Raw genomic sequence first — 13,377 nt, 5'->3', positions numbered from 1 at the left:
TCCTTACGTACTAGAAGCTCGATCGGAGTCGGGCCAGCAGGGTGTTGAGTTCGTCGATGTCCCGGGGGGACCAGTCGGCCAGGGCTCTCTCCAGCGCGTCCGTGTACCGGGCGCCGAGCTCGGTGAGCAGCGCCCGCCCGGCCGGGGTGAGCCGCAGGATCCGGCAGCGGCCGTCCCCCGGGTCGATCTCCCGTGCGATCCAGCCGCGGTCGGCCACGTGGGCCACGTGCCGGCTGGTCACCGAGACGTCGATCGCCATGAACGCGGCGAGCCGGCTCAGCCGCATCTCGCCGTGCCGGTCGAGCACGGCGAGGACGGCGGCGGCCCCGGCCGGACAGTCCGGGGGCAGGATGCGGGCGAGGTCGCGCTTGACCGCGCCGATCCCCGTCAGCTGGCGGGCCAGCTCCTGGTACCGGGTGGATGTGCTCGGAACGGTAGGAGTGGTCACCGGGCAGCTCCTCATCTTGTTGCTTAGAGCAACCATATAAGCGGATGGTTGCTACAGGCAAATGAATCAGAAGGGTCGGGCGGTAAAGGAATCGGAAAACCGGCTAGGGTCCTGATCCATGGCTGCGAACCACAACTCACAGGGCCCCGAGGGCAACTACGACCCCGCGGGCAGCACTCAGATGTTCCGGGCGTTCGTCGACGAAGCCGCTCCGGCCCGGCAGGCGGGCCCCGGGGCCCGTCAGCAGCGCCGCGCGGAGCAGCAGCAGGCCGGCTCGAAGACGGTCAAGTGGCTCGGCGTGGCCCTCGGGCTGGCGCTCGTCATCGGCGCCGCCGTGTGGGTCGTCCTGCACTGATCCGTGCGGGTCGTCCTGCACTGAGCCGTCGCGCGGACCGTCCTGCGCGGACGGGAGCCGGCGAGCCTGCGCCGACGGGGCCGGTGTCGCTCGCCCTGGTGGAGCCGGTGTCGCCTGCCCTGACGGGAGTCGGCACGCCCGGCGCCGACGGGAGCCGGTACGTCCTCCCGCGGGCCCGCCGCCCGCCCCCGCGGGCGCGCCGCAACTCAGCTCCAGGCCGCCGTGACCTTCCTGGTCTCCACGCGCATGCCCAGCGGGACCCGCCAGGACTCCACGCACACGGTGTAGGTCTGCGTCTTCGCGGCGCCGCCCGCGATCGGCGCCGGCAGCGCCTGGGTGGTCGTGATCGTGGCCCAGTCGACGCCGAGGGCGCCGATGATGTGCGTCGCGAAGCTGACCGTGCCGGAACGGGCCGCGGTCGTGCCGCTGTTGGTGAACGTGACGGTGACCCGCTCGCACCAGCGGTCGGCCGCGGCCGCCCTGGTCGGGGCCGACACCGCCAGCCGCGCCGGGGTGGCCGGGGGCGGCGGTGTCGTGCCGGGCCTGGTACCCGGCGGGGTCGTCGGCGCGGTGGGCGGGGTCCCGGGGCCGCCCGCGCCCCCGGACGTGCCGCCCCCGGACGTGCCGGAGCCGCCCGGGGTGTCCCGCGGGGCGGAGGTGCCGGGGGTGGTCGTGCGTCCGGAGCCCGGTGGTGCGCCCGGGCCGGATGCCGGGCCGCCGGGTGCGCCTGACGGGGCTCTGCTCAGGGCGGAGCCGCCCTGGGGATGGCCCTCCGCGGTGCCGGTGGGCGTACCGGAGGACTCGGCGGAGCCGCCCGCCGCGGACGGGCCGCCGAGCTGCTGGAACTCCACCGCACCCTGCGGCGCCACGTTCTCCCCCGCACCCCGTTCGGGGCCCGGGGCCGCGGCGCCCACCGCGACGTAGCCGTCCGGCGGCGGGCCGCCGCAGCCGGTGAGGCCGGCGGCGGCCGTGCACCACAGGGCGAGCAGAGCGGCCGCGCGAGATCCCTTTCGCATCGCGCCAGTTTTACTGACGCTTCGTCAATTGGGAACCGTACGGTACGGGCTACTCGCCGATCAGCCCGACGCGCAGCTGCGCGAGGGTGCGGGTGAGCAGCCGGGAGACGTGCATCTGGGAGATGCCGACCTCCTCGCCGATCTGCGACTGGGTCATGTTCGCGAAGAACCGCAGCATGATGATCTGCCGTTCCCTGGGCGGGAGTTTGGCGAGCAGCGGCTTGAGCGACTCGCGGTACTCGACGCCTTCCAGCGCGGTGTCCTCGTAGCCGAGGCGGTCCGCGAGCGAGCCCTCGCCGCCCTCGTCCTCGGGGGAGGGCGAGTCGAGCGAGGACGCGGTGTAGGCGTTGCCCACGGCGAGGCCGTCGACGACGTCCTCCTCCGACACCCCCAGCACGGCGGCGAGCTCGGGCACGGTCGGCGAGCGGTCCAGTTTCTGGGCGAGCTCGTCGCTGGCCTTCGTCAGCGCCAGGCGCAGCTCCTGGAGCCGCCGCGGGACGCGGACGGACCAGGAGGTGTCCCTAAAGAATCGTTTGATCTCGCCCACGACGGTCGGCATCGCGAACGTCGGGAACTCGACGCCGCGTTCGCAGTCGAACCGGTCGATCGCCTTGATCAGGCCGATCGTACCGACCTGGACGATGTCCTCCATCGGCTCGTTGCGGCTGCGGAACCGGGCTGCGGCGTACCGCACCAGGGGCAGGTTCAGCTCGATCAGGGTGTCGCGTACGTACGCCCGGTCGGGGCTGTCCGCGTCCAGGGAGGCGAGTCGCAGGAAGAGGGAGCGGGAGAGGGTGCGGGTGTCGATGGCTTCCGAGCGGTCGGACACTGCCGGTGTCGGGCTCTTGACGAGCGTGAGCACCTTGGAGCTGCCCTGGTCTACGGACATGCCACCCCCTTGAGGTCGCGGACGGTCGCGTGCGGCGCGCCCGTCAGAGGAACGCAGCCTCCACCTGAATACCGGAGGCGGGGCTGCGGCAAACGCGGTTCCAGCAGAATGTCACATGTCGGCAACACGCTGTAGCGCCAAGTCGACATATATCTCCAGCGACAGACCAGGTCAGAAGGGGATAAGGCCGTTGCGCCGGGAATCGAGGGAATCATCTCCACTCGTTCTGATTACGCCTCGATCCTGTTTGCGGATCTGAGCCGGGCGAAGCTCCGTGCGAGCAGCCGGGAGACGTGCATCTGGGAGACGCCGAGCTCGGCGCTGATCTGGGACTGCGTCAGGTTGTTGTAGTACCGCAGGAGCAGGATGCGCTGCTCGCGTTCGGGCAGCTGTACGAGCAGGTGGCGGACGAGGTCGCGGTGCTCGACCCCGGCCAGCTCCGGGTCCTCGTACCCCAGGCGGTCCAGCAGCCCGGGCATGCCGTCGCCCTCCTGGGCGGCTTCCAGCGAGGTCGCGTGGTAGCTGCGGCCGGCCTCGATGCAGGACAGCACCTCGTCCTCGGTGATGCGCAGCCGCTCGGCGATCTCGGGGGTGGTCGGGGTGCGCCCGTGGAGGGTGGTGAGGTCCTCGGTGGCGGCGTTGACCTGCACCCACAGCTCGTGGAGGCGGCGCGGCACGTGGACGGTGCGGACGTTGTCGCGGAAGTACCGCTTGATCTCGCCCACGACCGTCGGCATCGCGAAGGTCGGGAACTGTACGCCGCGCTCCGGGTCGAACCGGTCGATGGCGTTGATCAGCCCGATGGTGCCGACCTGGACCACGTCCTCCATCGGCTCGTTGCGGCTGCGGAAGCGGGCGGCCGCGTACCGGACGAGCGGGAGGTTGGCCTCGATCAGGGCTCCGCGGACCCTGGTGTGCTCGTCGGTGCCCGGCTCCAGGTCCTTCAGCTGCCCGAAGAGCACCTGGGTGAGCGCCCGGGTGTCCGCCCCCCGGCTCGGCGGCCTCGGGGGGACCGGGGCCGGCGGCGCGGCGGCCCCGGCCTCGCCCTGCCCACCCTCCTGCTGCGCCTCCGGCGCTCCCTCCCGGGGTTCCTGGCGGGGCTCTTGCTGGGGAGGCACCTGGGATTCGTGGTGGGGCTCGTACGGGGACGCCTGCGGCGGAGCCTGCCGGCCGGGCTGGGGCGATGCCTGTGGGGGCGCCTGCGCCGACACCTGCGGGAGGTCCTGCTGGGGGTCCTGCTGGGGTGGCACCTGAGGCGCAGTACTGGCCGGCACGGTCACGCCACCCCTTCAGTCAACTCATCCGTTAAAAGCGGTCATAGCATCACAAGAGATATGCACTGTGTGCAAGCACCGCATAACGCCGTGTTGAGGGCAAGTTGGGCAAATAGTGGCAATATGCCCAGTCTTGGGTACGCAAAAAACCCCCACCCGTCGGAGTGGGGGGCCGGGAAATCCGGAAACCGCATCAGCGTACGGGTTCAGCGCACCAGTTCGGTCATGAACTCGCCGATGCCGGACGCGGCATCCGATATGCCCTGGAAGCCTATTCCGACCATCTCGGCGGCCCGTTTGGGCTGGGTGATGATCACGAAGAGGACGAACACGGTAAGGACGCCCGTGATGAGCTTCTTGGTGTCCATGTGCGGTGACGGCCTCCCCAACCGGTCCTGCCAAAGTCGGGTGAGTCTAACCGGTCGGGTTTGGACACTCACCAGCCCTTTAAGGACCAATGACCCGGCGGTCCGGGTCCTTTGCCGTCGGGTCGGCGTGCGCCGCGGGCGCAGGATTGATGTGAACCCACCGGTTCTGGCAGGAAATCGGTGGGTGAGGGACAGGACCTCACTGCGGGGTCCGAGCCGCAAGCTTCCCCCCTGACTGCGGCCCGGACTGGCAGGTTCCGTCCTCGTCGGGGGGAGTGGCTTGTCCCCCCGATGCCACTTCCCCCGTCCCAAGCGTCGAAGGTCCCGGTTCAGGCCGGGGCCTTCTTCGCGTTTCCGGGGGAGGGTCCGGGCTGCCTACTGGACGCCGCCCAGGAGGCCCACGACGGGCTCCACGGGGGCGATCACGGGCGCCAGGTGGTTGGGGACCTCCATCAGCTGGTTGAGCTCGTTCAGCTGGTTGAGCTTCGCGCCGATCTCCTGGACGGAGCCGGGCGTGGCTCCGGCCGGCATGCCCGGAGCCGCCGTCGGGAGGTCCGGCAGGGTCAGGGGGGCGATCGGGGCGGCCGAGGCGGCGGGTGCGGCGAGGCCCGCGGCGGCCCCCGCGAGGGCGAAGGCGGCGAGGATGCGCTGGGTCTTGGTCATGCCGTGACAACGGCCGAGGCGGCGGGCGGTCACGCGGAGGCCCTCCGGAGGGCGCGAACGGCCGCGAACTGGCCGCGCACGCCCGCCGGCGGGTGCGGGCCCGCGGGGCCCCCGTGCACCCCGTGGAACGCCGAGAGCCCCGACCCTTGCGGGTCGGGGCTCTCGGTCACAGCGGTAGCGGTGGGATTTGAACCCACGGATAGCTTGCACCATCACACGCTTTCGAGGCGTGCTCCTTCGGCCGCTCGGACACGCTACCGAGAGAGAGCTTAGCCCACGGTGCGCCGTGCTCTGAAATCCGTATCCGTCACAGGTTCCGGAAGAAGTCCGTGAGCTGCCGGGCGCACTCCCCGGCCAGGACCCCGCCGACCACTTCGGGCCGGTGGTTGAGCCTGCGGTCCCGTACGAGGTCCCACAGCGACCCGGCCGCGCCGGCCTTCTCGTCCGCGGCGCCGTAGACGATCCGGGCCACCCGTGACTGGACGAGCGCGCCCGCGCACATCACGCACGGCTCCAGGGTCACCACCAGGGTGCACCCCGGGAGCCGCCACTCCCCGACCGCGGCGGCCGCCCGGCGCAGCGCCACCACCTCGGCGTGCGCGGTGGGGTCGCCGGTCGCCTCGCGCTCGTTGTGCCCGGTGGCGAGGAGCCCGCCGTCCGGGCCGAGCACGACGGCGCCGACCGGCACGTCGCCGGCCGGCACCGCCCGGGCGGCCTCCACGAGCGCCAGGCGCATGGAGTCCCGCCAGGGGTCCCGTACGGGATCGGGACCGGGGTGTGCGTCGTGCGTGCCGGTCACTAGCGGACGGCCTCCAGGACCTCGGTGGCGCCGAGCGAGTCGGCGATCTCCGAGAGGGCGTCCCCGTCCAGGTTCATCAGCTGCTTGTTGGTCACGCCGAGGTCGTCCAGGAGCGCGGGGTCGCCGAGCGGTCCGGCCGGTACCGGCTCCGCGCCGCTCCCGCCCGGTTCGTCGGCGTCGTCGTCCCCGTCCGCGAACGAGGCGACGGGTTCCTCCTCGCCGTCCTCGGTGCCGTCCAGGTCCAGCTCGTCGAGTTCGTCGTCGTCCTCCTCATCGCTGCCCAGCAGCTCTTTGGTCAGCATCGAGCCGTAGGAGCTGCGGGCGGCCCCGGCGGCGTTCGATACGAAGTACCGCGGGTCCTCCTCGCCGTCCACGCGGACGACGCCGAACCAGGCGTCCTCCTGCTCGATGAGGGCGACCACCGTGTCGTCGTCGACAGCGGCGGAACGGGCGAGATCGATCAGATCACTGAGGGACTCGACGTTGTCGAGTTCCATGTCGCTCGCTTCCCACCCGTCTTCGGTGCGCGCGAGCAGTGCGGCGAAGTACACCGTGACTCTCCCACTGGTCTTAGGCGTGCCGGTTGGAGGTCCCCCCGGCCGGAGGATGGGGTGGAACGGCCGTTCTGCTCGCCGCCCGTGCCCCGCCCAATCGGCATCGTGGCAGAAACGGCGGCTTTGCGAGAGGTCTTCCGCGCTTGCGTCGCGCCGTGCCGTGCGCCGCGCGGCGCGTACGGGGGCCCTGGGACGGTGGTGCCGTACGGGTCCGGAGGCTTCGGCGGGGCCCGCTCCGGCGGTCCCGCGGCCCGGCGCGGCCCGGCCGTGTCGGCGGGCGCGGCGCGCTCTGGGGCGGGGGTCCGGGGCGCCGGTGGCCGCTCCGGGCCGGAGGCGCGCACGCCTCGGGCCGGGCCGGAGGCGCGCACGCCGGGCTGCCGGCGAAGCGCGCGCCCGGCTACCAGCGGAACGTGCGCATGCGCATCTGCTGGCGCATCCGCGCCGCGCGGGCGCGCCGGGGCTGGACGCGTTCGCGCAGCTCGCGCGCCTCGTTCAGGTCGCGCAGGAACTGCGCGCGCCGCGCACGGCGCTGCGCCGCCGTCTCCGGCGTTCCGTAGTCGTCGGTTTCGTCGCTCGACTGCGTGTCGGGCATCGGCCACCACCCCGGCTGGTCCGGTCGTCCTCCTCCGCCGGCGCGAAGCAGACCCCCCGCAACCACCTTCCCCCGGTCGGCCCGATTGATGCCACCCCGGCGCAGGTCAGACCGGTCGCGGGCGGTTCTGGTCGTCCGTGAGGGTCGGTACGACGGCCACCGGGCCGTGCGCGTGCTGGAGGACCGCGTTGGCGACCGAGCCCATGAGGAGCGACATCGCGCCGCGGCGCGGGTGGTGGCGGCCCACCACGACCAGGGCCGCCGAGCGGGAGGTGTCGACCAGGCGGCCCGCCGGATCCCCGGGGACGGCGGCCTGCTCGACGGGGACGTCCGGGTAGCGGGCCCGCAAGGGCGCCAGCCGCGCCGTCTGGGAACGCAGCATCTCCCGCTCGGCCGGCACGGCGTCCCCGCCGTCGGCGAGCCCCTCCGGCGGGATCACCGCGAAGGGGCTGTCCACCACCATGGTCGGCGAGGGCGGGATCAGGTACGCGGAGACCACCTGGACGGTGGTCCCCCGTGCGGCCGCCTCCGCGAACGCGAAGTCCAGCACGTCCTCGGGCGTCTCGGCGGCGTGCAGCCCCAGGACCACCCGCCCGGCGGACGCCTCCGGGGCGGCGCCGGCGCGGCGCTCCTCGTGCGGGACCACCACCACCGGGCACGGCGCCGTGGTGGAGACGGCGCGGCTGTTCGAGCCCAGGAGCAGGGTGGCGAAGCCGCCGCGGCCCCGGGAGCCCATCACCAGCATCAGGGCCTGCGCCCCGATGACCCGCAGCGCCTCGGGCGCGGAGCCCTCCAGCGCCTCGTAGCGCACCTCGCCGGGCAGCTCCGGGCCGCTGTCGAGGAGGGCCCGGATGCGGTCGCGGACCGGGTCGGCGAACTCGTCGGGCTGCGAGGCGTCGTGGAGCGCGGCCCGCCGGCCGGCGTACAACTGGGCGTGGTCGGGGAGCACATGCGCGATGAGCAGTCCGGTACGGTGCCGCAGGGCGGCGGCCCGTGCCCACTCCAGGGCTCCGAGGCTGTGGTCGGATCCGTCGACGGCCGCGATCACCGGTGCGCTGCTCATCCGTCCAGCGTGCTGGGCGTGCGCCCGGGCCGCATCTCCAGACGGCGGCGGTGCGTCCGCGCCTTGAGACGCGAAGCGCCCCCGGCAGCGCGTAGCCTTTCGGGTGCGGGTCGCGTCGTGCGGCCGTTTTTGCAGGTCGCAGGTCGAGAACCCTGGGTTTCCGAGTCTTGGAGGATGTTGTGCGTTTGCTGGTCGTCGATCACCCCTTGGTGGCGCACAAACTCACCACCCTGCGCGACAGGCGCACCGACTCCGCCACCTTCCGCCGCCTCGCCGACGAGCTGGTCACCCTGCTCGCGTACGAGGCCACCCGGGACGTGCGCACCGAGCAGGCCGACATCGAGACCCCGGTCGGGCCCACCACCGGTGTGAAGCTGTCGCACCCGCGCCCGCTGGTCGTGCCGATCCTGCGCGCCGGTCTCGGCATGCTCGACGGCATGGTGCGGCTGCTGCCGACCGCCGAGGTGGGCTTCCTGGGCATGGTCCGCAACGAGGAGACCCTGGAGGCCTCCACGTATGCGACGCGCATGCCCGAGGACCTCTCCGGCCGTCAGGTCTACGTCGTCGACCCGATGCTCGCCACGGGCGGCACGCTGGTCGCGGCGATCCGCGAGCTCATCAAGCGCGGCGCCGACGACGTCACCGCCGTGGTGCTGCTGGCCGCCCCGGAGGGCGTGGAGGTCATGGAGCGCGACCTCGCGGGCACGCCGGTGACCGTGGTCACCGCCGCGGTGGACGAGCGGCTCAACGAGAACGGCTACATCGTGCCGGGGCTGGGCGACGCGGGCGACCGGATGTACGGCTCCGCGGAGTAGCACGCTGCCGTCGCAGCAGCCGCGACCCGCGGGAGCCGGAACGGCGGACACAGAGGAGAGCCCCGGAGCCCGCAGGCTCCGGGGCTCTTCGCCGTCAGCAGTTCTTGGCGGGCGCGGGCACGGGGTTGGCCAGCAGGGCCAGCGCCTTGTCCGCGTCCTCCTTCGTGCTCAGCTCCTTGAAGGCGTCGCCGAGGATCAGGTCGATGTCGGCGCCCTTGCGGCTGTCGGTCTGCTGCGTGGTGCCGGCCAGCTGGGTGCCGAGCACGGCGAAGGCCGCCTTGTCGGTGGCCGGGGAGCCCAGCATTATCCCGGTGCCGGGAACCTTCTTGTCGAAGCCGGCCGGGGCGTTGCCGACGCTGCCGATGACGAAGCCGCGTTTCTTCAGCTCGTCGCCGACGGCCTTGGCCAGTCCGGCGCGCGGGGTAGCGTTGAAGACGTTGACCGTGATCTGACCGGGCTGGGGCAGCGCGACGGCCGGTTTGGCGGGGGTCGAAGGAGCGGCCGCGGGGGCGCCCTTGACGGCGGCCGCGGGTTTCGCGGTCGGACAGTCCCCGGCGCCGGCCGCCGTGTTCCGTTTGGGGCTGTCGCCCCGGAACACGTCGATGAGCTGCAGTGCCCCGTAGCTGATCACTGCGAGGGCGAGGACCGCGCCGAGTGCGGTGAGGACGATCCGGCGGAGGCTCCGCTTACGGCTCATGCGGGGGTAAGCCGCTCCCGTGACGCGGTACTTTCCGCCCATGCCGGGGGGAGTGAGCATGCTCATGAGCGCAGCGTAGTGCCGCCCGTCGGCGATGCCCACTCGATGATGTGCTGATAAGCAAAGGGCGACCCGAAAGGCGCAATCCGGTACGAAGCGCCGACGCTCCGCACCGGGCCCCGGCCATGGGGCCGCCGACGGGCCCCCGGGCGGGCCGCCGGCGGGTCGTCAGTCCATTTCGAGGACGCGGGCGTGCAGGACCTGGCGCTGCTGCAGGGCGGCGCGCACGGCGCGGTGCAGTCCGTCCTCCAGATAGAGGTCGCCCCGCCACTTGACGACGTGCGCGAAGAGGTCGCCGTAGAAGGTGGAGTCCTCGGCGAGCAGCGTTTCGAGGTCGAGCTGTCCCTTGGTCGTCACCAGCTGGTCGAGCCGGACCGGGCGCGGCGCGACGTCCGCCCACTGCCGGGTGCTTTCCCGGCCGTGGTCGGGGTACGGCTTTCCGTTACCGATGCGCTTGAAGATCACACGGAAAGCCTACCGGGCCGGTGCCTGCGGGCGCAGCCTTGCGCGGTTGGTGCAAAAGTGGCAAACGGCACCAACTCGGGAGTGATGCATGAGCGAGAGCACCGACTCAGACGCCACGACGGCCGCGAGCGCCCCGGCGGACGGTGCGGGACCGGCCGCGAGCGCGGAGGCCGACGAGGCGGGACCGGCCGCGCGGATCGCCGCCGGCTACGCCTTCACCGGCCCCGCCCTCGACCTGGGGGCCCTGCTCTGGGACGGCGCCTGCCTGCCGGACCGCCAGATCCGCATCCCCCTGTCGATGCTGAACCGCCATGGGCTGGTCGCGGGCGCCACCGGCACCGGCAAGACCAAGACCCTCCAGCTCATCGCGGAACAGCTCTCCGCCCACGGCGTCCCCGTCTTCCTCGCGGACGTCAAGGGCGACGTCTCCGGGATCTCGGCGCCCGGCACCTCCCACGAGAAGGTCGTGCAACGCGCCGCGGACGTCGCCCAGGAGTGGCACGCCACCGGCTTCCCCGTCGAGTTCTACTCGCTCGGCGGCATCGGCCCCGGGATCCCGGTCCGCTCCACCGTGACCAGCTTCGGCCCGGTACTGATGTCCAAGGTGCTCCAGCTCAACCGGACGCAGGAGCAGTCCCTCGGCCTGGTCTTCCACTACGCCGACTCCAAGGGCCTGGAGCTCGTCGACCTCAAGGACCTGCGCGCGGTCGCCGCCTTCCTCGTCTCCGACCAGGGGAAGCCTGAGCTCAAGGGCATCGGCGGACTGTCCACGGTGACGGCCGGGGTGATCCTGAGGGCGCTGACCGCCTTCGAGCAGCAGGGCGCCTCCGAGTTCTTCGGCGAGCCCGAGTTCGACACCGGCGAGTTCCTCCGCACGGCCGCCGACGGCCGCGGAGTGGTCTCCGTACTGGAGCTCCCGGCCGTCCAGGACAAGCCGCAGCTCTTCTCCACCTTCCTGATGTGGCTGCTGGCCGACCTGTTCAACGACCTGCCGGAGGTCGGCGACCTGGAGCAGCCCAAGCTCGTCTTCTTCTTCGACGAGGCCCACCTGCTGTTCAACGGGGCCTCGAAGGCCTTCCTCGACTCCATCACCCAGACCGTGCGCCTGATCCGCTCCAAGGGCGTCGGCGTCTTCTTCGTGACGCAGACCCCCAAGGACGTGCCGGCGGACGTGCTCGCGCAGCTCGGCAACCGCGTGCAGCACGCGCTGCGCGCCTTCACCCCCGACGACGCGAAGGCGCTCAAGGCGACGGTGAAGACCTTCCCGCACTCCGCGTACGACCTGGAGGAGCTGCTCACCGGACTCGGCACCGGCGAGGCGGTCGTCACCGTGCTCAGCGAGAACGGCGCCCCCACCCCCGTCGCGGCGACCCGGCTGCGCGCCCCGCAGTCGCTCATGGGGCCGATCGCCGCGGCGGCCCTGGACGCGGCGGTGAAGGGCTCGCTGCTGTACTCGCGCTACGCGGAGCCGGTCGACCGCGAGTCCGCGTACGAGAAGATCAGCGCCGAGCAGGCCGAGAAGCAGGCGAAGGCGGAGGCCAAAGAGGCCGAGAAGGCGGCGCGCAGCGCCCCCAAGCCCGACCCCTCGCTCGCCGAACAGGTGGTGGGCAGCGGGCTGTTCCGCTCACTGGCCCGGTCGGTCGGGACGCAGCTGGGCCGGGAGATCTCGCGGTCGATCTTCGGTACGGCGCGCAAGCGCCGGTGACGCCGGCCGCGGGCCCGCGCCCCGCTCCGGGCGGATTCGAGCGAACCTGGTGCCGGGACCGGACCGGTCGCTGACAGACTCCGCCCATGCGGACCGAACTCACCGACACCACGTCCAGCAAGGTCAACCGGGCGCTGCTCGAAGCCCGCAGGGCGATAGGCAGCCCCACCATGGGGCTGGTGCTGACGCTCGTCGTCGTCACCGACGAGGAGAACGCCTACGACGCCGTACGGGCGGCCTCGGAGGCCTCGCACGAGCACCCGTGCCGCATCATCGCGGTGATCAAACGGACCTCCCGGGGGCCGCACAAGCTCCGGGCGACCCGGCTGGACGCCGAGCTGAAGGTCGGGGCGGACGCCGGAACGGGCGAGATCGTGATGCTGCGCCTGCACGGCGAGCTGACCGGTCAGGCCGGTTCGGTGGTGCTCCCCCTGCTCCTGCCGGACGCGCCCGTGGTGGCGTGGTGGCCGGCCGACGCCCCCGCCGACCCGGCCCGGGACTCCCTCGGGGTCCTCGCGCAGCGCCGGATCACCGACGCCCAGGCCGCGGCCGACCCGGTCGCCGAACTGGACGTGCGCGCCGCGGCGTACCAGCCCGGGGACACCGACCTGGCCTGGACCCGGCTGACGCCGTGGCGGGCCCTGCTGGCCGCCGCGCTGGACCAGAAGCCGCTGCCGGTGACCGGCGCACGGGTGGAGAGCGAGCCCGACAACCCCAGCTCCGAGTTGCTGGCGCGGTGGCTGGAGGACCGGCTCGGGGTGCCCGCCGTCCGCGTGGCGAGCGAGGGCCCGGTGATCACCCGGGTGGTGCTGGAGACCGGGGCGGGGGAGATCAGCGTGGACCGGCCCGGGGGCGTGCTGGCGACCCTGGCCCTGCCGGGGAGCCCTGACCGCAAGGTGGCCCTGAAGATCCGCGGGGGCGCCGAGCTGATGGCGGAGGAGCTGCGCCGCCTGGACGCGGACGAGGTCTACGGGGCCGCGCTGCGGCGGCGGCCGCTCCAGACGGGGCTCTCCGCGTAGTGGTTGTCGTACGTCGGTGAACTGTCCTTGATGTCCTGCACGGTGGCCTCGCCCGCGTGGACCCGGCCGAGGAGCCGGTAGTAGTCGAAGCGGCCCATGCCGGGCGTGAAGCCGACGAAGACGGAGGCCGTGTGGCCGGCGGCGGGCGCGAAGGCGTGCTTGACGCCGGGCGGGACCGCGATGAAGTCGCCGGCGCCGAGGGTGTGGACCTCGTCGCCGACGAGCACGTCGAGCCGTCCGGCGGTGACGTGGAAGAACTCGGTCGCCCTGGTGTGGAAGTGCACCGGGGCGCCGGTCGCGCCCTCCTCGAAGGCGGCCGTGTTGCAGGTGAGCTCGGCGGTGTCCGTCAGCAGCGTGATGAGGCTGCCCGGGGCGTCCTGGATGGCTTCGGCGGTGGCGGCGCGGACCGCGGTCTCTGTCATGTCCCCCAATCTACGGATCGGATAGACCGGCCACAGGGGTCAATCGGGCGGCGGTGAGACCGGTCAATTCCGTGGGTCCCGGAGTCCCGGAGTCCCGGAGTCCCGGAGTCCCGGAGTCCCGGAGTCCCGGAGTCCCGGAGTCCCGGAGTCCCGGAGTCCCGGAGTCCCGGAGT

The 13,377-nt window shown here is 72.6% G+C and carries 17 protein-coding genes and 1 tRNA gene; 4 read left to right on the top strand and 14 right to left on the bottom strand.

What is annotated here, in order from left to right; translation table 11 throughout:
* Positions 1–10: 10 nt before the first annotated feature.
* Entirely contained in the window at positions 11–463 is a 453-nt protein-coding gene (locus ACFWTC_RS17355) for a MarR family winged helix-turn-helix transcriptional regulator (RefSeq protein WP_383925687.1), read from the bottom strand.
* A 103-nt stretch (positions 464–566) separates the two neighbouring features.
* Between ACFWTC_RS17355 and ACFWTC_RS17350 the strand changes: the two genes are divergently transcribed.
* A complete protein-coding gene (locus tag ACFWTC_RS17350; RefSeq protein ID WP_383925606.1) occupies positions 567–803 on the top strand; it encodes a hypothetical protein in 237 nt (78 codons plus the stop codon).
* Between the two features lie 206 nt (positions 804–1,009).
* On the opposite strand, the gene ACFWTC_RS17345 is transcribed toward ACFWTC_RS17350, so the two are convergent.
* The 10 genes from ACFWTC_RS17345 to ACFWTC_RS17300 all read right to left on the bottom strand — a co-directional run bounded on the left by ACFWTC_RS17345 (position 1,010) and on the right by ACFWTC_RS17300 (position 8,021).
* Positions 1,010–1,819, bottom strand: a complete 810-nt coding sequence (locus tag ACFWTC_RS17345; RefSeq protein WP_383925603.1) for a hypothetical protein — start codon at positions 1,817–1,819, stop codon at positions 1,010–1,012.
* Positions 1,820–1,868: 49 nt separating this feature from the next.
* Positions 1,869–2,708 carry an RNA polymerase sigma factor SigF gene (locus ACFWTC_RS17340; RefSeq protein WP_383925601.1) on the bottom strand — a complete coding sequence of 280 codons (840 nt, stop codon included), beginning with the start codon at positions 2,706–2,708 and terminating at the stop codon, positions 1,869–1,871.
* Between the two features lie 230 nt (positions 2,709–2,938).
* Positions 2,939–3,958: an RNA polymerase sigma factor SigF gene (locus ACFWTC_RS17335; RefSeq protein ID WP_384027700.1), complete on the bottom strand. Its 1,020-nt coding sequence runs from the start codon at positions 3,956–3,958 to the stop codon at positions 2,939–2,941.
* Positions 3,959–4,188: 230 nt separating this feature from the next.
* On the bottom strand, positions 4,189–4,350 hold the full coding sequence (locus ACFWTC_RS17330) for a hypothetical protein (protein WP_167347253.1): 162 nt from the start codon (positions 4,348–4,350) through the stop codon (positions 4,189–4,191).
* A 375-nt stretch (positions 4,351–4,725) separates the two neighbouring features.
* A complete protein-coding gene (locus tag ACFWTC_RS17325) occupies positions 4,726–5,013 on the bottom strand; it encodes a hypothetical protein (protein ID WP_383925595.1) in 288 nt (95 codons plus the stop codon).
* 172 nt (positions 5,014–5,185) lie between these two features.
* Positions 5,186–5,272 (bottom strand) — tRNA-Ser (locus tag ACFWTC_RS17320).
* A gap of 48 nt (positions 5,273–5,320) precedes the next feature.
* Complete coding sequence (gene tadA, locus ACFWTC_RS17315) at positions 5,321–5,749, bottom strand: tRNA adenosine(34) deaminase TadA (protein WP_383925685.1); 429 nt, start codon at positions 5,747–5,749, stop codon at positions 5,321–5,323.
* A 62-nt stretch (positions 5,750–5,811) separates the two neighbouring features.
* Positions 5,812–6,363 carry a hypothetical protein gene (locus tag ACFWTC_RS17310; RefSeq protein WP_383925592.1) on the bottom strand — a complete coding sequence of 184 codons (552 nt, stop codon included), beginning with the start codon at positions 6,361–6,363 and terminating at the stop codon, positions 5,812–5,814.
* A 400-nt stretch (positions 6,364–6,763) separates the two neighbouring features.
* A complete protein-coding gene (locus ACFWTC_RS17305) occupies positions 6,764–6,958 on the bottom strand; it encodes a hypothetical protein (RefSeq protein ID WP_383925589.1) in 195 nt (64 codons plus the stop codon).
* A gap of 106 nt (positions 6,959–7,064) precedes the next feature.
* Positions 7,065–8,021: a universal stress protein gene (locus ACFWTC_RS17300; protein ID WP_384027698.1), complete on the bottom strand. Its 957-nt coding sequence runs from the start codon at positions 8,019–8,021 to the stop codon at positions 7,065–7,067.
* 179 nt (positions 8,022–8,200) lie between these two features.
* On the opposite strand from ACFWTC_RS17300, the gene upp reads away from it, so the two are divergent.
* Entirely contained in the window at positions 8,201–8,836 is a 636-nt protein-coding gene (gene upp / locus ACFWTC_RS17295) for a uracil phosphoribosyltransferase (RefSeq protein WP_383925584.1), read from the top strand.
* A gap of 94 nt (positions 8,837–8,930) precedes the next feature.
* Here the strand turns inward: upp and ACFWTC_RS17290 are convergent, their stop codons facing one another.
* On the bottom strand, positions 8,931–9,599 hold the full coding sequence (locus tag ACFWTC_RS17290; protein ID WP_383925581.1) for a LytR C-terminal domain-containing protein: 669 nt from the start codon (positions 9,597–9,599) through the stop codon (positions 8,931–8,933).
* 162 nt (positions 9,600–9,761) lie between these two features.
* Positions 9,762–10,058, bottom strand: coding sequence for a type II toxin-antitoxin system VapB family antitoxin (locus ACFWTC_RS17285; RefSeq protein ID WP_017240525.1), 297 nt, complete (start codon positions 10,056–10,058; stop codon positions 9,762–9,764).
* A gap of 88 nt (positions 10,059–10,146) precedes the next feature.
* Between ACFWTC_RS17285 and ACFWTC_RS17280 the strand changes: the two genes are divergently transcribed.
* Together ACFWTC_RS17280 and opcA are read left to right on the top strand one after the other, a co-directional pair.
* Entirely contained in the window at positions 10,147–11,763 is a 1,617-nt protein-coding gene (locus ACFWTC_RS17280; RefSeq protein WP_384027696.1) for a helicase HerA-like domain-containing protein, read from the top strand.
* An 86-nt stretch (positions 11,764–11,849) separates the two neighbouring features.
* Positions 11,850–12,782: a glucose-6-phosphate dehydrogenase assembly protein OpcA gene (opcA, locus tag ACFWTC_RS17275; protein ID WP_383925574.1), complete on the top strand. Its 933-nt coding sequence runs from the start codon at positions 11,850–11,852 to the stop codon at positions 12,780–12,782.
* On the opposite strand, the gene ACFWTC_RS17270 is transcribed toward opcA, so the two are convergent.
* The gene (locus tag ACFWTC_RS17270; protein ID WP_383925571.1) at positions 12,731–13,204 is read right to left on the bottom strand and encodes a cupin domain-containing protein; all 474 of its coding nucleotides are present in this window, start codon (positions 13,202–13,204) and stop codon (positions 12,731–12,733) included. The genes opcA and ACFWTC_RS17270 overlap by 52 nt on opposite strands.
* Between the last annotated feature and the right edge of the window lie 173 nt (positions 13,205–13,377).

It is taken from the genome of Streptomyces sp. NPDC058619, from assembly GCF_042717785.1.
Taxonomy (GTDB): domain Bacteria; phylum Actinomycetota; class Actinomycetes; order Streptomycetales; family Streptomycetaceae; genus Streptomyces.
Note: the sequence above shows the minus strand (reverse complement) of the source record. Positions and strands in the feature narration are given on the sequence as shown.